This is a genomic window from Kushneria aurantia DSM 21353 (genome assembly GCF_000382245.1).
Lineage (GTDB): Bacteria > Pseudomonadota > Gammaproteobacteria > Pseudomonadales > Halomonadaceae > Kushneria > Kushneria aurantia.
Window position 1 is genome coordinate 229587 of sequence record NZ_KB907862.1, and the last position, 18081, is coordinate 247667.

The following is an 18081-nucleotide window of genomic DNA, read 5'->3' on the forward strand; positions in this document are numbered from 1 at the left end:
CGCGGCCCCGGCCCCTGCAGCGCTCGGTACGTCGTACCGTGCTTTTCCTTCCCGGCCATCGCGCCGCGCCAACAACAAGAGGATTGTTCCATGCGTATTCGCATTGCCTCCGTCGCCCTGCTGCCGAACCTGCTGTTGGCGCCCATGGCGCTTGCCGATGCCGGCACGAGCGAGCTCGAGACAATGACCGTCGTCGCCGATCGGCCGCAGGAGAGCCGCTATCTGCCGGCGCCCACCCGCATCGCCACCGGCCAGCAGATCGACTTTCTCGACAGCGCCCGCAGTGTCGAGCAACTGAGCCGCCAGCAGATCGACGATAGTGGCGCCAACAGCCTCACCGAGGCACTGCAGTGGCTGCCCGGCATCACCCTGAGCAATACCATGGGGGGCACCGAGGCGGGGTTCATCAAGCGCGGTTTCGGCAGCAACAGCGATGGCTCGATTCTGCGCGACGGCATTCGTCAGCCGCGCAATACCTTCCCGCTTTTCACCGCCGAGCGCATCGAGGTGCTCAAGGGGCCGAGCTCCTTTCGCTACGGTATTCAGGAGCCGGGCGGCGTGGTCAATATCGTCAGCAAAAAGCCCCGCTATCAGCCGCAGCGCCTGATCAGCGGCGAAGGCAGCTCGTTCGGCGGTGGCCGCACCAGTATCGATGTCACCGGGCCGCTGGGCGACAGCGGCACGGCCTATCGTGTCATCGTTGGCCGCCAGAATGAGGACTACTGGCGCAACTTCGGCGAGAACCGGCAGACCGTGATTGCCCCCTCGCTGGCCTGGCAGGACGAGGATACCCGGCTGTGGCTGGCCTACGAATATCGCGACTACGACCTGACGCTGGATCGCGGTACCGCCTTCGTCGACGGCGACCCCCTCGATCTTCCGCGCAAGCGGCGTCTGGATGAAGACTGGTCGCGGGTGACCGGCCATGACCAGGCGGTTACGGCGAGCTGGGAGCAGGACCTCGACGCCGACTGGAGCAGCCGTCTTGTCTACGGCTGGAACCGTCGCCAGTACGATGACGGCCAGCCTCGCGTATTGAGCGTCGACGAGGACGGGCTGTTGACCCGCCGCGCCGACGCCAACCTCGGCTTCGACCGCCGCGTGATCTACACCGCCGGCGAACTGCTGGGCGACGTCGAACTGGCCGGCCTGCGCCATGAGCTGACACTGGGCGCCGACCACGAGCGGCGCCGCGACTATCTGGCCGATCGCTATCGCGGCGAGACCGACCGGCAGTCGATCGACAACCTGGATTACGGCCGCCTGGAACCGCCCCGGGGCGCCGATCACTACCTCGACTCGCGCAGCCATCGTCTCGACGAGCTGCACAACAGCGCTCTCTATTTCGATGACCGCATTCACTTCGGCGAGCGCTGGATACTGGGGCTGGGCGGGCGCTATCAGTACAGCGAGCAGTACGGCATCGAGGGTGTTCAGCCCGTGATCCAGGCCGATATCGACGACACCTACTTTCTGCCTCATGCCAACCTGCTCTATCGGCTCGACGCCATGACCTCGGTGTACGCCAGCTACAGCGAATCCTTCGTGCCCAACGAGCCGGACAGTGACAGCGGCCAGCGCTTTGACCCCGAAGAGGGGCGCGGTTGGGAGGTTGGCCTCAAGCGGCGTCTGCTCGACGACCGGCTGGCGGCCTCGCTGGTCTACTTCGATATCGACAAGGACAACATCGTGGTCAGCGACAACGGCGTCGCGCGGGCCATCGGCAGCAGCGGCTCGCGGGGGGTAGAGCTGTCGCTGGAGGGCGAGCTGAGCGACCGGCTGTCGCTGTTGGCCAACTACGCCTGGACCGACGCCGAGGTCAAAAGCGACGGCGACAGTGGCCTCGTCGGTAATGAGCTGCCCAACGTTGCCCGCCACACCGCGGCGCTGCTGCTGGCCCGCGAACTGGCCGTCGACCCGGCCAGCGGGCTGTGGCGGGTGGGTGGCGGGGTGCGCTACGTGGGTGAACGCGAAGGCGATGCCGATAACAGCTTCACGCTTGATGACTACAGCGTGGTGGATGCCTTTGCGCGCTGGACGCCGCCCGGCTGGGACGAACGCAGCGGCTTTGAGCTGCGCGTTGACAATCTGTTCGACATCACCTGGTATACCGCCAGCGGTGGCGATACCAGGGTCATGATCGGCGAGCCGCTGGCGGTCAGGCTGAGCGCCAGCCTGAGTTTCTGAGACGAGCGCGCCATTTTCCGCTGGCGGCGGTGCCGCTGCACGGCGAAGAGACGGTCTGAAGCGGGGGACGGCGATACCCGCCGTCCCGTGCAACCATGGTGCACGTTGTCATCGGCACTGTGCCATAATGGCCCGCTTCGCAGCCATCCGGACCGTTTTTTATGTCGACGGGCACGCTCTATATCGTCTCCGCCCCCTCCGGCGCCGGCAAGACCAGCCTGGTGCGCGAGCTGATTCAGCGCACGCCGGGGCTGGGTGTGTCGGTATCGCACACCACGCGCAGCATGCGCCCGGGCGAGACCGACGGGCTCAACTATCACTTCGTCGCGCTGAGCGCATTCGAGCGCATGGTCGAGGTCGGTGAGTTCTTCGAGCACGCCTGGGTGTTTGATCGCTACTACGGCACCTCGCGCGTGGAGATCGAAAAGCGCATGGCGCTGGGCGAGGACGTGATTCTCGAGATCGACTGGCAGGGCGCCCGCCAGGTGCGGGCGCAGCGCCCGGATGCGGTGTCGATCTTCATCCTGCCACCCTCGCGCACGGCCCTTCACGAGCGTCTTGCCGGCCGCGGCCAGGACGATACCGAGACCATCGCGCGGCGCATGCGCGATGCGGTCAGCGAGATGTCGCACTTCGAGGAGTACGACTACCTGGTGGTCAACGACGATTTCAATGCCGCCGTGGGCCAGCTGGAGGCGCTGATCGGCGCCGAACGTCTGCGAACGAAACGCGTACAGGCGGAGAATCCGGGGCTTATCGAGGGGCTCTTGTCAGCACAGCCGCCCCTCCGGTAGACTCGATTCCCCCTTCCGGAACGCTGCGGTCGGCCGCCCCGGCGGCTGGCCGCAGCGTCATTCGGGGAAGCGGCGGGTCGAGCGAAAGGTCGTCGCCCACCGTAAAACCCCTCAGCATCAAACCATTCAGGAGCCGTTTCATGGCACGAGTAACGGTTGAAGATTGCCTCGACCACGTCGATAACCGCTTCCAGCTGGTCATGGTGGCGACCCATCGCGCACGCCAGCTTGCGCGCGGTTCGCGCAACGCCGAGCTGGCATGGGAAAACGACAAGCCCACTGTCATGGCGCTGCGTGAAATCGCTGCCCAGAAGGTCGACCGCAGCGTGCTCGACGAACCGATCGAAGCGATGGTACCGCAGCGCCCGCGCTACGAACCCGACACCGAGGCCTGAGCCGACTGTCTACCGTACCCTGACCCGCCATGTTCACGATCGACGATCTTTCCGACCGTCTCGACGGCTATCTGACTGCTGACGAGATCGCCCGGGTCAGGCGCGCCTTCTACTACGCCGAGCAGGCCCACGACGGCCAGAGCCGCCGCTCCGGCGAGCCCTACGTGACCCATCCGCTGGCGGTCGCCAACATCCTCGCCAACATGCACATGGACTATCAAAGCCTGATGGCCGCGATGCTGCATGACGTGATCGAGGATACCGGCATCACCAAGGAGGCGCTGTCGCGCCAGTTCGGCGAGGAGGTCGCCGAGCTGGTCGACGGTGTCTCCAAGCTGACCCAGATCACCTTCGAGGACAAGGCGGTCGCCCAGGCGGAGAACTTCCAGAAGATGGTACTGGCGATGTCGCGCGATATCCGCGTGATCATCGTCAAGCTCGCCGACCGCCTGCACAACATGCGTACCCTGGGGGCGCTGCGTCCCGACAAAAAGCGCCGCATTGCCCGCGAGACGCTGGAGATCTACTCGCGCATCGCCGGTCGGCTGGGGATCAACACCATCCGCATGGAGCTGGAGGACCTCTCCTTCCAGGCGATCTACCCGATGCGCGCCGAGCGCATTCAGCGCGCGGTGGTCAGGGCGCGCGGCAACCGCCGCTCGATGGTGCGTCACGTGCAGAGCACGCTGCAGAGCACGCTCGACAATGACGAGCTGCCCGGCACGGTGATGGGGCGTCAGAAACACCTGCTGTCGATCTATCGCAAGATGCGCGATCAGCGCAAGCCGTTCAACGAGCTGATGGATGTGTTCGGCTTTCGCATCGTCACCGACCGGGTCGACACCTGCTACCGCATTCTCGGCGCGGTGCACAACCTCTATAAACCGGTGCCGGGGCGCTTCAAGGACTACATCGCCATCCCCAAGGCGAACGGTTATCAGAGCCTGCACACGACGCTTTTCGGCCCCAACGGCCTGCCCATCGAGGTGCAGATTCGCACCCGCGAGATGGAGGCGATGGCCAACAACGGTATCGCCGCCCACTGGCTCTACAAGGCGGGCCAGACCGACCGGCCGATCGCCATGGGCAGCCACGCCCGCGCCCGCGAGTGGGTGCGCGGGCTGCTGGAGATGCAGCGCCACGCCGGCAACTCGCTGGAGTTCATCGAGCACGTCAAGAACGATCTGTTCCCCGATGACGCCTATGTGTTCACCCCCAAGGGCGACATCATGGAGCTGCCGCGCGGCGCCACCGCGATCGACTTCGCCTACGCGGTGCACACCGATATCGGCAACAGCTGCATCGCCTGTCGCATCGACCGCCACCTGGCGCCGCTGTCGTCACGGCTGGAGAGCGGTCAGACGGTAGAGATCATCACCGCCCCGGGGGCTCACCCCAATCTGGCCTGGCTCTCCTTCACGGTGACCTCCAGGGCGCGCTCGGCGGTGCGCCACGCGCTCAAGCATCAGCAGCGCAACGACTCCATCGCGCTGGGCCGCCGACTCCTCGATCAGGCGCTGGCGGACTCCGAATACGCGCTGGACAGGCTGTCGAAAAAGCAGACCAGAGCGCTGCTGGCGGCCTTCGAGGTCGACAGCCTGGATGACCTGCTGGAGGAGATCGGCCTGGGCAACCGGGTCGCCTGGAGCGTGGCGCGGCGGCTTACTGACGCTTCCACGGCGCCGACCGAGCACCGCGATGAGCCGTTGGCGCACAGCGACAGCCAGGGGGCGATTGCCATCAGCGGCGGTCACAACATGGTGATCAGTTTCGCCCGCTGCTGCTATCCGCTGCCGGGCGATGTCATCGTCGGCAAGCTCAGCGCCGGGCGCGGTATCGTGGTACACCGCATCGAGTGCGGCAACCTCGACGACTGTCGGGATGACCCGGAAAAGAGCTTTCCGCTACAGTGGTCGGCTTGCGTCGAGGATGATTTTCCGGCGGGGCTGCGGCTCGAGGTTGAAACCCGTCGCGGTCTGGTGGCGGAGCTGGCGAGTCTGGTCAACGACGCCGAGGCCAATATCGAGCGCATCAATATCGAGGAGCGCGATGCCAGGCTGTCGATCGTCAATCTGACCCTGTCGGTCAGAAATCGCGTCCATCTGGCCCGTATCATCAAGCGCATACGCAACATAGCCGACGTAGGTCGCGTGTCGCGCGTGTGTAGCTGAGCGGTACCGCCCGTACCCCGAATCGATAACCCTACGGAGCATACAAGAGGTTTCCATGAGCAATCGCGCTGCCATTCATACCGACCGCGCCCCGGCGGCGATCGGCCCCTACTCCCAGGCGATCAAGACGGGCAACACGGTCTATCTCTCCGGCCAGATTCCCCTCGACCCGCAGACCATGGAGCTGGTCGGCGGCGACGTCGAGCTGCAGGCGCGCCAGGTCTTTGAAAACCTCAAGGCGGTATGCGAGGCGGCCTCCGGCTCGCTGGCCGACATCGCCAAGCTCAACATCTACCTGACCGATCTGGAGACTTTCTCGCGGGTCAATCAGGTGATGGAGGAGTACTTCCAGCCGCCTTACCCGGCGCGCGCCGCGGTCGGCGTCAAGCAGCTGCCGCGTGGCAGCCAGGTAGAGGCGGAAGGCATCATGGTGGTGGGCGACTGACGGCGTCCGGCGATGCACGCTGCCGATTAGAGCGCGCCGGTTGAACCGGCGTTCGCCTTTCAGCCTTTCAGGCTTGTTCGGCGGTTTTGATCCCCGCCTCGCGCATGACCTGGGCATAGCCCTCGCGAAAGGTGGGATATTCGAACCGATAGCCCGCCTCGACCAGCCGCGTACTGTCGCAGCGCTTGCTGGCGCGGCGGCGCAGCGGGGACTGAATCGGCGTATCGGGCTTCACCCCCAGTTTTTGCGCCAGCCACAGCATGACGTCGTGCAGCGGCGTCGGCTCGCTGTCGCTGCCCAGATAGACCGCTGCCAGCGTTTCGCCCGCCAGCGCCTTCTCGATCAGAAAATCGAGCACGCCGGCGCAGTCGTCACGGTGGATGCGGTTGGAGTACATGGGCGGCGTTTCGGGCGCGATGCGACCCTCCTGCACCTGGCCAATCAGCCGCTCGCGGCCGGGGCCGTAGATACCCGAAAAGCGTACCGTGGTACCCTTGAGCGAACTGGTCGCCAGTCGCTGCTCGGCCTCGACCAAAAGCCGCCCGGAGAAACTCGCCGGGGAAAGCTCGCTCTCCTCGTCGACCCGTTCACCCTCCTGCTGACCGTAGACCGAGGTGGAGGAGACGAAAAAGAAGTGCGCCGGCGGCGTGCGGCGATTTTCAAAATGCGTCAGTACCTGCGACAGGCCGTCGACATAGGCGGCCTGATAGGCGCTCTCCTCGAAGCGGTCGGCGCTGATGGCGTAGACTACAATGTCGGCGTCGGGCAGGGTATCGAGGGCGTGTTCGTCGTTGACATCCATCGACAGCGCTTCGATGCCGGTGTCGGCCAGCGCCTGCACACTGCGGCGCACGCCGACCACGCGATAGCCGCGGGCCAGCTGGCGCTGCCCCAGGGCGGTACCGACATCACCACATCCCAGGATGAGGACTGTTTTATTCAAGCGTCAGGCTCCTTGCATGATGGGGCCGACGAGGAAACACTTGGTAGCGGCCCGCGCGAATGGCTCGCCCGGTGCCGGCAGCAGGTGCTTCGCTGTGTCGACTTCCCGTGTTGAACCGTCGCGCGGGGCGACAATTCCCTGTTCCACGTCCACGTGCTGGATCGGTCTGCAACATGACTCTAACAGAACTTCGCTATATCGTGACCCTCGCCCATGAGCGTCACTTCGGACGCGCCGCCGAGCGCTGCTTTGTCTCTCAGCCGACGCTGTCGGTGGCCGTCAAGAAACTGGAAGAAGAGCTGGGCGTAGCCCTTTTCGAGCGCAGCAAGTCCACCGTTCAGGTCACCCCGCTGGGGGACAAGATCGTCGCCCAGGCCAGCCGCGTGCTGGAGCAGGCAGGCGCCATTCGCGAGATGGCCAACGAGGGCAAGGATCAGCTCTCCAGCCCGCTGCGGGTGGGAGCGATCCAGACACTGGGGCCCTATCTTTTCCCCCACCTGATTCCCGAGCTGGCGCGCGAGGCGCCGCAGATGCCGCTCTACATCGAGGAGAATCTGACCGATCAGCTGCGCCGCAAGCTGCGCTCCGGCGAGCTGGATGTGATTCTCGTTGCGCTGCCCTTCAACGAGCCCGATGTGTTGACCAAGGCGCTCTATGAAGAGCCCTTCGAGGTGCTGCTGCCGGCCGATCACCCCTGGCTTGCCTATGACGAAATCGACCCCAATGCGGTCGATGACGAAAAGATGCTGATGCTGGGCGAAGGCCACTGCTTCCGCGACCAGGTGCTGGAGGCTTGCCCCACCATCAAGGAGCACATGCAGCAGCCCGGCAGCCCCATGGTCGCCGAGGGCGGTTCATTGGAGACCATCCGCCACATGGTGGCCTCGAAGCTGGGGATCAGCGTGGTGCCGCAGTCGGCGGTGGGCACCGGCTACTACGTCAGCGGGCTGCTGGAGACGCGCCCCTTCCGCGCGCCGTCGCCCAGCCGTAACATCGCGCTGGCATGGCGCGCCAGCTTTCCCCGGCCACGAGCGATCGACGCCCTGACCCGGGCCATTTACGCCTGCCGCCGGGCCAGCCAGCCCGAGGCCGAAGCCGGTTAGGCGGCAGGGCGCCCATGTCGATCACGCCTCTCGACAGCCTCGCCGGCGTCGGCCCCGCCATGGCGGAGCGGCTGGCGCGCCTGCAGCTGGCCGGTGTCGAGGATCTGCTCTTTCACCTGCCGCTGCGCTATCAGGACCGCACTCGCGTGACCCCCATCGCTACCCTGAAGCCGGGGCGCGAGGCGGTGATCGAGGGCGAAGTGACCGCCGCCGATATTGTTCAGGGGCGTCGGCGCAGCCTGCTGGTGCGCCTGCGTGACGGCTCCGGCATCGCCTCGCTGCGTTTTTTCCACTTCTCGCCGGCGCAGAAGGGGCAGTTCAGCCGCGGCACCCGGCTCAGGCTGTTCGGCGAGGCACGCACCGGCAGCACCGGGCTTGAGTTCTACCACCCCGAGTACCGGCTTTTACGCGATGACGCCGCGGCCGAGGTGGAGGAGACGCTGACACCGATCTATCCGACCACCGAAGGGCTTGCCCAGCCGCGCCTGCGCGCGCTGATCGTGCAGGCTTTCGAGCGTCTCGACAGCGGTGACATCAGCGTCGAGGAGCGGCTGCCCGACGGCCTGCGCAGCCGCTTTCGCCTGCCGGCGCTGCGCGAATGTCTCGACTACCTGCACTTTCCGCCGCCGGATGCACCGCTGGAGACCCTGGCCGAGGGAGCCCATCCGGCACAGCGGCGGCTGGCGCTGGAGGAGCTGCTGGCCCACCAGCTGAGCCTGCATCGGGTGCGGCTCGATATTCAGCGCGACGCCGCGCCCGAGCTCAACGCCAGCAACGGCCTCGCCAGCCGCTTTTTGACTCGTCTGCCGTTCTCGCTGACCGGTGCCCAGCGCCGCGTGCTGACCGAGATCGGCGGTGATCTGGCGCGCGCTACGCCGATGCTGCGGCTGGTACAGGGCGATGTCGGCTCGGGCAAGACGGTGGTGGCCGCCATGGCGATGCTGGCGGCGGTCGCCGGGGGCTATCAGGCGGCGCTGATGGCGCCTACCGAACTGCTCGCCGAGCAGCACTACCGAAGCCTCAAGGGCTGGTTCGAACCGCTCGGCATCGACGTAGCCTGGCTCTCCGGCAAGCTCAAGGGCAAGGCGCGCCTCGATGCCAAAGCGCGCCTCAGCGAGGGACGCGCGCAGGTGGCGGTGGGCACCCACGCCCTGTTTCAGGAGGACGTGCACTTCCACCGCCTGGCGCTGGCAGTCATCGACGAGCAGCATCGCTTCGGCGTGCATCAGCGCCTCGCCCTGCGTCAGAAGGGCGAGACCGGCACTACCACGCCGCATCAGCTGATCATGACCGCCACCCCCATCCCGCGCACCCTGGCGATGAGCGCCTACGCCGATCTCGATGTGTCGATGATCGACGAGCTGCCGCCGGGGCGCACGCCGGTGAAGACCGTGGCGGTCGCCGATGAACGCCGCAGCGAGGTCACCGAGCGCATCCGCAACGCCTGCCTCGAGGGGCGCCAGGCCTACTGGGTCTGTACCCTGATCGAGGAGTCCGAGGCGCTCACCTGCCAGGCCGCCGAGGTGACCCGCGACACCCTCACCGAGGCGCTGCCGGAGTTCGCCGTGGGGCTGGTGCACGGGCGCATGAAGTCCGCCGAAAAGGCTGAGGTGATGGCCGCCTTTCGCGACGGCGAGCTGGACCTGCTGGTCGCCACCACGGTGATCGAGGTGGGCGTCGATGTGCCCAACGCCAGCCTGATGATTATCGAAAACCCCGAGCGCCTCGGGCTGGCCCAACTGCATCAGCTCAGAGGCCGGGTGGGGCGCGGCTCGGTAGAGAGCTTCTGCGTGCTGCTCTACCATCCGCCGCTCTCCGACAGTTCGCGGGAGCGGCTGGGGGTGCTGCGCGAATCCAGTGACGGCTTTCGCATCGCCGAGCGCGATCTCGAACTGCGCGGCCCCGGCGAGGTGCTTGGCACCCGCCAGACCGGCCTGGTGGGGATGAAAATCGCCGATCTGAGCCGCGACCGCGACCTCCTCGAGCGCGTGCGTGAGCTGTCACGGGCGCTGCTTGAAGAAGCCCCGGAGGCTGCCGAGCCGCTGGTTCAGCGCTGGCTGGGCGACGCCGCGGGTCGCTATGGGCAGGTTTAGGGTGCTGCGCTTACTGCTCGGCTTCAGCCGCGCCCTGCTCCGGTGATCATCCTCTGGGGAGCGCTGGCGCCGCGGCTGGCGCGATACAAGCCGCAATGGCGGCGCGGTCATATCAACCCGCGCACCCGGACGCTGCCCGAGATGGTATCGGGCAAGGCCTGGTCGCAGGCGATCCGTGAAGGGGTACCGGGATGGAAAGGGCGGCGCCCTGACAGCGACGTAGGCCTTGGGCTCAGCTGTCGGCAGGTACGCGGGCGTGGCCCCGCTCTCCCTTCAACTGGTCGATCTTCAGCATGCGAGCAATCACCTTGTCGAGCTCGGACTGATCGAAAATCTTCTTCCAGTCCGGTCGCAGGATGGTTTCGCGTCCATATTCGATAGCCACCATGCAGGCATCGGAGAAAGGATTGGTACTGCGGAAGGCCACTGCCAGAGCAATCTGTATATGGCCATATAGCATCGCCTCGGCTGCCTCGCGCGCGACACCGGTACGCTCGACCGTCTCTTCCAGCGCCTCCTTCATGAAGGTGCCCAGCATGCAGGTGACTGTCTCGACGAGAGTTGGCTCTAAATAGGCCAGCTGGGTGACGGTCATCCAGTAGACGTTATCTACCGGGGCGTACATGCAACGAATAACGTCCGTCAGCGGCTTGCGCTGAGCGTCATCGCCGGCCTGCAGTGCCGCGGCGACCGACTGAGTGGCAGCACTGCCACCAAAGGAGTCGGCCCACTCGTCATTGCTGCGCCGCTGCAGAAAAATGGAGGGGTGGCAGGGGTGGGCGACCGCATAGTGTAGATCGTCGCGCTGCTGCAAGAGCCCTGCGTAGGCAGCGGCTGGGTCGAGAGTCAAAAGCGTAGCACCGGCTGTCATGCTGGGCACTAGGGCTTCGGAGACGTTTCCCAGAACGGTATCCGGAACGGCCAGGATCACCAGCTCGCAGTGTTCGATAACCTCCTCGATGGCGCTGACCTCGCGACCTTCGGCGTGAATTCGCTGCTGTGCCTCTGGGGCATTTTCGCAGTAGTAGACGTGATAATCACTGCGCTGCAAATTGGCGGAAATGCGCATCCCCATCTTGCCGCCGGCGCCTACTAGCGCGATGTTGCGGTAACTTCTATCCATGTCGATTCCTCAAAAGGTTGATGCCGTGGCGCGTCCAGCGCGTTTCGGTGTCATGGGTGGTCACACTATCGTGCTGCCAGGGTAGCCAGTGTTCGATAATGCAGTTGATGCGGCGTGCCGCTGGCTGGAGGCGTGCCATCATGTCGTCAAACGGCAAGAGTCCCTCGCCCAGCGGTGCGCCTATCAGTTGAAAGCCGACCCAGGCCGGGGATCGGGTAAAGGCGAAATCCTTGATATGCAGATTGACCACTCGCTCGGCGCTGCGCTCGATCACCTGTTGTGGAATCTCCAGTGCGGCCACGCAGTTGGCCGGATCGAGGCATATGCCGAGATGGGGACTGTCGACGGTCTCGATCACGTTCATCAGTCTGTTGAGCGGTATCTGCTCATAGGTCTCGAGTGCCAGCACCACCCCCTGGTTCTCCAGTTGCGGCAGCAGCGCTTCGATGCGGCGGATCGCATCGGCGTCATCGGGGTGGTCTTCGCCGCTATGGCACATACTTCTCAGCATGCTGACGCCCAGCCTTTCGGCGATCTGCAGATAGCGCTCGATATGCGCGAGATTCAGGCCGCGCGTACCTAGTTCGAGCGTGATGCCAAGCGCCTTGGCATGGCGTGAAAGCTCAGTCAGGCGGGCGTCGTCAAACGTTTCGACAGCGGCATAGTCGCAGATCTGCAAGACCGCTCCACCCAGTTCGGCAGTCTCCTCAAGCATATCCTCCAGCGTCATGGGCGTTTGCATGCGTGTAGAACCACGCCAGAAAAAGGCGTAAGTACTCAAACCGATAGCCATGTGCTCTCCACTGTCATGGTGCCGAATATCGCAACTCCGGAGGCGTTTTCCGACAACCGGGGCGAGATATCCCTGCTTTTCCAGATTGATCATCATGTCATCATACCAATAAAGCAATACAACCTCTGTATGAGGACCGCCTGAGCACTTTCGTGCACGTCGATATGCAGGACGCAGCAATGTATGCCGCCAAAAGCGCAAGGGGGAGGACGAAGTATCCGTTCGTGGCACAATGGTGGGATTGCCAATAGCGGGACAACAGTATGGATGCGACACCCAACGAACCCATTCGGCGCCGCAAACTGTCTGACGAGGTGCTGGATCGTCTACTTGATCAACTGCGCAGTGGCGCCCTGCAACCGGGCGACCAATTGCCGCCGGAGCGCGAGTTGATGGCGCAGTTCGGTGTGGGCCGGCCTGCCGTACGGGAGGCTATGCAGAGTCTGGCGTCGATGGGGCTGATTACCATCTCGCATGGAGAGCGGGCCCGCGTGAGTTCGCTCACCGTTAGTGCCATGATTGACCGTTTTGACGCCACGGCCCGTTTACTGCTCTCTGCCTCGACGGAAAATATCGACCACTTGGTACAGGCGCGACTTTTCTTCGAAACCGGCATGGTGCGCATGGCCGCGGCTAGGTCGACGCCGGAAGATATCGCCCATCTTGAGAATTTGATCAATGACATGGAGCGCCAGCAGACCGGGGCCGACTTCATCGCAAGCGACATGGCATTTCATTACGCCATTGCTGACATGACCGGCAATCCCATCTTCGCCGCCGCCGCGAGGGGTATGCTGCACTGGCTCAAGGACTATCATGTGGCGATTGTCAGCTTTCAGGGCGCGGAAGATGTCACCCTTCGCGAGCATCGCGAAATCACCCGCTATCTGTCATTGCACGACGTAGAGGGCGCTGCACGGGCCATGGGCAACCATCTGACCCGGGCCAGCGAGCTCTACCGACTTCGTCCGGCTCAGCGCTGACCGCCGGTACGCGCCCGCCCGTTTTTTTGCTCGCCTGAGAGGATCGTTCCATGGCTGCCGCCATTGCCGGACGGTCCCGATCGATAGGGTGTTCGAGACAGACTCTCTCGATTTCTGTGTACGACCAGTGGCTATAAGACCCATGGGTAATATCGCGAAGGGTCATCATCACCTCATCATACCTCTTCGTGCTCGGTGCTTTGAAAAATGCGCACGAAATAAAGCGAACCCCGCTTTTATTCCTGTCTCTGGAGGAACCCATGAAAAAGATCGCTCTATTGATCACAGTGCTGACTGGCGCCACCCTGGCCGGCAACGTCCTCGCACAGCGCAATATGAATCTTGCCTTCACGCCGCCGTTGGACTCCCACTACGGTGACGCGGGGCGTGCCTTCGCCGACAGGATCGAATCGCTATCAGACGGGGAGATCCGGATCTCTATCAAGCCCTCCGGAGCGTTGGGGGGCGAGCGTGATGTGGTAGAGGGTATGCAGATCGGTACCGTGGAGCTTTCGATCTCTTCCACCGGACCGATCGGTAACTTTGTGCCGGAAGTCTATGCGCTGGATTTTCCGTTTCTGTTCAAAAGCTATGAAAGCGCCCACAAGGTGCTTGATGGCAACATCGGCCAGGATATTCTGGAGGCTTTCCAGCCGGCCGGTCTGATCGGCCTGGCTTGGGCGGAAAACGGATTTCGTCACGTCACCAACTCGGTGCGGCCGATTGAAGATCCCGAGGATTTCCAAGGGCTGAAGCTGCGCACCATGGAAAACGAAGTGCACATCGCCGCGTTCAGAGCGTTGGGCGCCTCCCCTACGCCAATGAGTTGGACAGAGGTGCTGACTTCACTGCAGCAGGGCACGATCGATGGACAGGAAAATCCCATACCGATTATCACCGCCAACAACATGTGGGAGATCCAGCAATACGCCACGCTCACCGGGCATGCCTACTCGCCGGCAGCGGTGGTGATGTCCGAGATTCACTGGAACCGGCTCAATGAAGAAGAGCAGGCGTGGTTCCGTGAAGCCGCCCGGGCCGCCGCTGAGGCCTCCCGGCAGACCGTTGCCAATAACGAACAGGCGGGTATCGAAGAGATGAAGGCCAACGGTATGTCGGTGGTGGAAGAGGTCGATAAGCAGGCCTTCGAAGCGGCGGTTCAGCCTGTGTACGATCAGTACGCCGAGCGCTATGCCCCTGAACTAATCGAGCGCATTCGCGCCGCTCAGCAGTAAACATGCCGATCAATGCCATGGGCCCCGGCGCTTGGCGAGGCCTCGGTCAGCGGAGAGTTCGCATCATGTCTTTTCTTGAGCGCGTAGGGGAAGCCGCCGTACGGCTGGCCCACAATCTAGCGGCGGCACTGCTGGCAATAGCAACGGCGCTGGTGTTTTTTCAGGTGGTGACGCGTTTTGTGTTGGGTGATGCTGCCGTCTGGTCGGAGGTCACGGCGCGCGGCATTATTATCTGGTCCACCTTTCTGGTCGCAGGGGCCGGCTTTCGACAGGGAGCGATGATCCCCATCGATTTTCTGCGTGAAAAGTTGCCGGCGCAGGGGCAGATAATGGTCCTGCGGCTGGTCACCCTGCTGATTTTGATTTTTCTGTTGGTGCTGGTCTGGCAGGGCTGGGCCATGACGGAAAGGGTCGCCTCCCAGCGTATCGCCATGCTGGGGTTCTCCATGAGCTACTTCTACGCGGCGCTGCCGGCAGGAGCGCTGACGGCGATCCCCGGCGTCCTGCTGCGTCAGTTGCAGGCGGAGCGTGAAGACGCCCGAGGAAATTCTGAATGAACGTGCTGCTGTCGCTTTCTCTGCTTGTCCTGTTCGCCATCTCCGTACCGGTTGCGGTATCGATCGCGCTGGCTGCAGTCCTGTCGATCACCTTCGCCTCACCGCTGCCCCTGATGGTGGTGCCACAGAAGATGTTCACCGGGCTGGACAGCTTCCCGCTGATGGCCGTGCCTTTTTTCATCTTGGCGGGCGTTATCATGACCCATGGCGGCATTTCACATCGTCTGGTCGAGTTTGCGCGTGCCTTGGCCGGGGGGATACAGGGGGGGTTGGCCTGCTCCTGTGTACTGACCTGTATGGTATTTGCCGCGATATCCGGCTCCTCGGTGGCCACAACCTTTGCGGTCGGTAGCATTTTGATTCCTGCCATGGCGCGATACGGTTATCCGAACACATTAGCCGCATCGATTCAGGCCTCGGCAGCTGGACTGGGGGTCATCATTCCGCCATCGGTACCGCTTATTCTGTACGCCGTATCTACCGAAACCTCGATCACCCAGCTTTTCATGGCCGGATTGGGGCCGGGTCTGCTGGTTGTGTTAAGCCTGCTGCTCATGGTGCAGGTCTGGTGTCGCCTCAAGGGGCATGGTCTTCGCGATGGCGAAGGTCGCAGGCCACTCTGGCAGAGCACTCGCGACGCATTCTGGGCGCTTCTGATGCCGATCATTATCATCGGCGGCATATATGGTGGGATTTTTACACCGACCGAGGCCGCTGCCGTATCGGTCGTCTATGCGCTGACTCTTGGCCTTTTTGTCTACCGTCGGATCCGTCTCCGGGACCTGCCCGAACTCTTTCGCGAAGCGGCGGTGGCTTCCGGTGTAGTCATGCTGATCATTTCGGCTGCCTCTCTTTTCAGCTTTCTGATCAGCCTTTCCGATCTGCCTGCCGCTATCGGCAACTGGGCCGAGATATATCTGGGTTCGGCACTAACCTTTCTGCTGGGTGTAAATATTCTGCTGCTTTTCGTCGGAATGTTTGTCGAGACCGCCGCCGCCATTCTAGTGCTGGCACCCATATTGACACCGGTGGCTGTCGGATTCGGTATTAACCCTGTGCATTTCGGTGTCATCATGGTGGTTAATCTTGCACTGGGCATGTTCACCCCGCCGCTGGGGGTCAACATGTTTGCCGCCGCCTCAGTAGCCGGCATTCCGGTTCAGCGTCTCTTCTTGCCTCTTATGTTGCCTATCGCTTGCATGTTGACAGCGTTGTTGCTGATCACCTATGTTCCCATGCTGTCGCTGGGGCTGAATCAGCTTCTCGGCACCTGACTCTCACGCGGTTCCATGCCTCTTGCCGAGCTTGCATTCGCCCGGACAGCGCGGGTTCGGGGCAAGACGGCGGGGCGTTACGGGCAGATGTAGTACTCTGCGTTATCCGATTTTCTCTATACTGAAAGCTTGCGAACCTCTTCGATCTTCGGCTGCCCTCACCTGACGCAATGACCACCTACCTGCGCGATGCCATGGTGCAGCGTCTCGGCGAGACGCGCAGCCACGAAAACCCGGGCCCCTTTCCCCGTGACGGTCTGGTCAGGAACATCCACGGCGATTTCACACCGATGATGTGCGGTGGCATCAGTGCGCTCCTCTTGCAGATGCTGCATCCACTGGCGCTGGCGGGCATATGGGACCACTCCGGTTTTCGCCGCGATATGATCGGCCGCCTGCGCCGCACCAGTGATTTTATCGCCACCACCAGCTTTGGCACCTTCGAGCAGGCCGAGCAGGCGATCGATCGGGTGCGTCGGGTGCATGCGCAGGTGCGCGGTCACGCCGCCGATGGTCGCCCCTATGCCGCCGCCGACCCCGATCTGCTGGTGTGGGTTCACGTCGCCGAGATGAGCCGCTTCATGGCGGGCCAGCTGCGCTACCGCAACTCCGGCCTGAGCCGCGCCGAACAGGACCGCTACTTCTTCGAGACCGCCTGCATTGCCGAGGCACTCGGTGCACGCAACGTGCCCGACAGCCGCGCGGCGGTGGATGACTACCTGCACCACATGCGCGGCGAGCTGGTGTGTGACGAGCGCACGCGTGACGTGGTGCGGGTGCTGCTCGAGGCGCCGCCGCGCAATCTGCTGCTGCGCCCTGCCGGGGCGCTCTACATGCGCGCCGGTATCGATCTGTTGCCCGATTGGGCGGCGCAGATGCTCGATTTGCGCATGTCGAACCTTCAGCGCCAGGCGGTGCGTGCCGGTATCAAGGGCGCCATGCCGCTGGTCAGCCGTGCAGTGCGCAGCGGCGCCTATCGTCGTGCACTGGAGCGGCTGCAGGCCAAACGCTGACGCCGTATGCCACCGCCCGCGTCATGATGTTGCCAGTTCCTCCCTGAGCCACTGCGCCAGCTGCTCGCCGCCGCGCTCGGCGCTCTCCCGGGGCATCTGCAAGCAGAGCCTTGCGCCGGTATCGACAAATCCCCAGGGAGCGATCAGCCGACCGCTGGCCAGTTCGCCGGCGATCACCAGTCGCGGTGCGATCGCCATGCCCAGTCCGGCCAGCGCCGCTTCCAGCAGGTAGTAGAGGTGCTCGAAACTCTGACCCTCACGGCGTGCCCGGGCCAGCTGCTCGTCGTCGAGCCCCATCGCCGCGGCCCACTGCGGCCAGGCCTGGGGGCGCGAGGTGGTATCCAGCAGGGTAGCGTCGAACAGCGCTGCGGGCGGGCGACCTTCCAGCGGCGCGGTGATCGTGGGGGTGGCGACGGCTCCGATGGTCTCCTCGGCCAGCTCGATTACCCGCATGCCGGCCGGCCAGGGCGGCGAAATAAAGGCGAGCGAAGCGCTGACGTCGTCGCGTCCGGGGTCGAGCCCGCCCTCGCTGGCGAAAACGTTGAGGCGCAGCTCGGGTAGCGCCCGCTGCAGCCGGTCGAGGCGCGGGATCAGCCAGCGCGCCAGCAGGCTGCCGGGGCAGGCGAGGGTGAAGGGCGCGCCCTCGATCTCGGCGGCCAGCCCGTGGCAGCTCTCGCTCAGCGCGGTGAAGGCGTCGCCCACTCCGGCGTGCAGCCGGCGGCCGTGACGAGTGAGCACCAGGCCGCGCCCGGCGCGGTCAAAAAGCGTGGTGGCGAAGTGTGCCTCCAGCGCACGAATCTGGCGGCTCACCGCGCCATGGGTGACGCTCAGTTCCTCGGCGGCGGCAGTGACGCTGCCCAGCCGTGCGGTAGCCTCGAAGGCGCGCAGGGCGTTAAGAGGCGGCAGTGAACGGGGCGTGCTCATGTGAGTTTTCCTCAATCTTTTGCGCGATTTTATCGATTTTTTTGCGCC

16 protein-coding genes are annotated in these 18081 nt (G+C 64.0%); 12 read left to right on the forward strand and 4 right to left on the reverse strand.

The window, feature by feature from the left end; genetic code table 11:
- The first annotated feature begins 90 nt into the window (after positions 1 to 90).
- From H146_RS0101115 to H146_RS0101135, 5 genes are all read left to right on the forward strand, one after another.
- The gene (locus H146_RS0101115; RefSeq protein ID WP_019950003.1) at positions 91 to 2187 is read left to right on the forward strand and encodes a TonB-dependent siderophore receptor; all 2097 of its coding nucleotides are present in this window, start codon (positions 91 to 93) and stop codon (positions 2185 to 2187) included.
- A gap of 161 nt (positions 2188 to 2348) precedes the next feature.
- Positions 2349 to 2981, forward strand: a complete 633-nt coding sequence (gmk, locus tag H146_RS0101120) for a guanylate kinase (protein ID WP_019950004.1) — start codon at positions 2349 to 2351, stop codon at positions 2979 to 2981.
- A gap of 140 nt (positions 2982 to 3121) precedes the next feature.
- Positions 3122 to 3376, forward strand: coding sequence for a DNA-directed RNA polymerase subunit omega (gene rpoZ / locus H146_RS0101125; RefSeq protein WP_019950005.1), 255 nt, complete (start codon positions 3122 to 3124; stop codon positions 3374 to 3376).
- A 29-nt stretch (positions 3377 to 3405) separates the two neighbouring features.
- Positions 3406 to 5547, forward strand: coding sequence for a RelA/SpoT family protein (locus H146_RS0101130; protein WP_019950006.1), 2142 nt, complete (start codon positions 3406 to 3408; stop codon positions 5545 to 5547).
- 55 nt (positions 5548 to 5602) lie between these two features.
- Positions 5603 to 5992: a RidA family protein gene (locus H146_RS0101135; protein ID WP_019950007.1), complete on the forward strand. Its 390-nt coding sequence runs from the start codon at positions 5603 to 5605 to the stop codon at positions 5990 to 5992.
- A 67-nt stretch (positions 5993 to 6059) separates the two neighbouring features.
- Here the strand turns inward: H146_RS0101135 and H146_RS0101140 are convergent, their stop codons facing one another.
- Positions 6060 to 6935: an SDR family oxidoreductase gene (locus tag H146_RS0101140; protein ID WP_019950008.1), complete on the reverse strand. Its 876-nt coding sequence runs from the start codon at positions 6933 to 6935 to the stop codon at positions 6060 to 6062.
- A 173-nt stretch (positions 6936 to 7108) separates the two neighbouring features.
- On the opposite strand from H146_RS0101140, the gene H146_RS0101145 reads away from it, so the two are divergent.
- A complete protein-coding gene (locus H146_RS0101145) occupies positions 7109 to 8038 on the forward strand; it encodes a hydrogen peroxide-inducible genes activator (protein WP_019950009.1) in 930 nt (309 codons plus the stop codon).
- 14 nt (positions 8039 to 8052) lie between these two features.
- Positions 8053 to 10131, forward strand: coding sequence for an ATP-dependent DNA helicase RecG (gene recG / locus H146_RS0101150; protein ID WP_019950010.1), 2079 nt, complete (start codon positions 8053 to 8055; stop codon positions 10129 to 10131).
- Positions 10132 to 10363: 232 nt separating this feature from the next.
- Here the strand turns inward: recG and H146_RS0101155 are convergent, their stop codons facing one another.
- Both H146_RS0101155 and H146_RS0101160 read right to left on the reverse strand, forming a co-directional pair.
- Complete coding sequence (locus H146_RS0101155; RefSeq protein ID WP_019950011.1) at positions 10364 to 11254, reverse strand: phosphogluconate dehydrogenase C-terminal domain-containing protein; 891 nt, start codon at positions 11252 to 11254, stop codon at positions 10364 to 10366.
- Positions 11247 to 12047 carry a sugar phosphate isomerase/epimerase family protein gene (locus H146_RS0101160; protein ID WP_019950012.1) on the reverse strand — a complete coding sequence of 267 codons (801 nt, stop codon included), beginning with the start codon at positions 12045 to 12047 and terminating at the stop codon, positions 11247 to 11249. Before H146_RS0101160 ends, H146_RS0101155 begins: the two co-directional genes overlap by 8 nt.
- A gap of 263 nt (positions 12048 to 12310) precedes the next feature.
- On the opposite strand from H146_RS0101160, the gene nanR reads away from it, so the two are divergent.
- The 5 genes from nanR to H146_RS18095 all read left to right on the forward strand — a co-directional run bounded on the left by nanR (position 12311) and on the right by H146_RS18095 (position 17109).
- The gene (nanR, locus tag H146_RS0101170; protein WP_019950014.1) at positions 12311 to 13030 is read left to right on the forward strand and encodes a transcriptional regulator NanR; all 720 of its coding nucleotides are present in this window, start codon (positions 12311 to 12313) and stop codon (positions 13028 to 13030) included.
- 260 nt (positions 13031 to 13290) lie between these two features.
- The gene (locus tag H146_RS0101175) at positions 13291 to 14265 is read left to right on the forward strand and encodes a TRAP transporter substrate-binding protein (protein ID WP_019950015.1); all 975 of its coding nucleotides are present in this window, start codon (positions 13291 to 13293) and stop codon (positions 14263 to 14265) included.
- A 65-nt stretch (positions 14266 to 14330) separates the two neighbouring features.
- On the forward strand, positions 14331 to 14822 hold the full coding sequence (locus H146_RS18090) for a TRAP transporter small permease (protein WP_019950016.1): 492 nt from the start codon (positions 14331 to 14333) through the stop codon (positions 14820 to 14822).
- A complete protein-coding gene (locus H146_RS0101185) occupies positions 14819 to 16096 on the forward strand; it encodes a TRAP transporter large permease (protein WP_019950017.1) in 1278 nt (425 codons plus the stop codon). Before H146_RS18090 ends, H146_RS0101185 begins: the two co-directional genes overlap by 4 nt.
- A gap of 170 nt (positions 16097 to 16266) precedes the next feature.
- The gene (locus H146_RS18095; protein ID WP_019950018.1) at positions 16267 to 17109 is read left to right on the forward strand and encodes an oxygenase MpaB family protein; all 843 of its coding nucleotides are present in this window, start codon (positions 16267 to 16269) and stop codon (positions 17107 to 17109) included.
- A gap of 21 nt (positions 17110 to 17130) precedes the next feature.
- Here the strand turns inward: H146_RS18095 and H146_RS0101195 are convergent, their stop codons facing one another.
- The gene (locus H146_RS0101195; protein WP_019950019.1) at positions 17131 to 18033 is read right to left on the reverse strand and encodes a LysR family transcriptional regulator; all 903 of its coding nucleotides are present in this window, start codon (positions 18031 to 18033) and stop codon (positions 17131 to 17133) included.
- Between the last annotated feature and the right edge of the window lie 48 nt (positions 18034 to 18081).

Excerpts from the sequence above, each read along its gene's own strand:
- H146_RS0101130 (WP_019950006.1), top strand. The coding sequence starts at position 3,406 with ATGTTCACGATCGACGATCTTTCCGACCGTCTCGACGGCTATCTGACT.
- nanR (WP_019950014.1), top strand. The coding sequence starts at position 12,311 with ATGGATGCGACACCCAACGAACCCATTCGGCGCCGCAAACTGTCTGAC.
- H146_RS0101175 (WP_019950015.1), top strand. The coding sequence starts at position 13,291 with ATGAAAAAGATCGCTCTATTGATCACAGTGCTGACTGGCGCCACCCTG.
- H146_RS18090 (WP_019950016.1), top strand. The coding sequence starts at position 14,331 with ATGTCTTTTCTTGAGCGCGTAGGGGAAGCCGCCGTACGGCTGGCCCAC.
- gmk (WP_019950004.1), top strand. The coding sequence starts at position 2,349 with ATGTCGACGGGCACGCTCTATATCGTCTCCGCCCCCTCCGGCGCCGGC.
- H146_RS0101135 (WP_019950007.1), top strand. The coding sequence starts at position 5,603 with ATGAGCAATCGCGCTGCCATTCATACCGACCGCGCCCCGGCGGCGATC.
- H146_RS0101145 (WP_019950009.1), top strand. The coding sequence starts at position 7,109 with ATGACTCTAACAGAACTTCGCTATATCGTGACCCTCGCCCATGAGCGT.
- H146_RS18095 (WP_019950018.1), top strand. The coding sequence starts at position 16,267 with ATGACCACCTACCTGCGCGATGCCATGGTGCAGCGTCTCGGCGAGACG.
- rpoZ (WP_019950005.1), top strand. The coding sequence starts at position 3,122 with ATGGCACGAGTAACGGTTGAAGATTGCCTCGACCACGTCGATAACCGC.
- H146_RS0101195 (WP_019950019.1), bottom strand. The coding sequence starts at position 18,033 with ATGAGCACGCCCCGTTCACTGCCGCCTCTTAACGCCCTGCGCGCCTTC.
- H146_RS0101115 (WP_019950003.1), top strand. The coding sequence starts at position 91 with ATGCGTATTCGCATTGCCTCCGTCGCCCTGCTGCCGAACCTGCTGTTG.
- recG (WP_019950010.1), top strand. The coding sequence starts at position 8,053 with ATGTCGATCACGCCTCTCGACAGCCTCGCCGGCGTCGGCCCCGCCATG.
- H146_RS0101160 (WP_019950012.1), bottom strand. The coding sequence starts at position 12,047 with ATGGCTATCGGTTTGAGTACTTACGCCTTTTTCTGGCGTGGTTCTACA.
- H146_RS0101155 (WP_019950011.1), bottom strand. The coding sequence starts at position 11,254 with ATGGATAGAAGTTACCGCAACATCGCGCTAGTAGGCGCCGGCGGCAAG.
- H146_RS0101185 (WP_019950017.1), top strand. The coding sequence starts at position 14,819 with ATGAACGTGCTGCTGTCGCTTTCTCTGCTTGTCCTGTTCGCCATCTCC.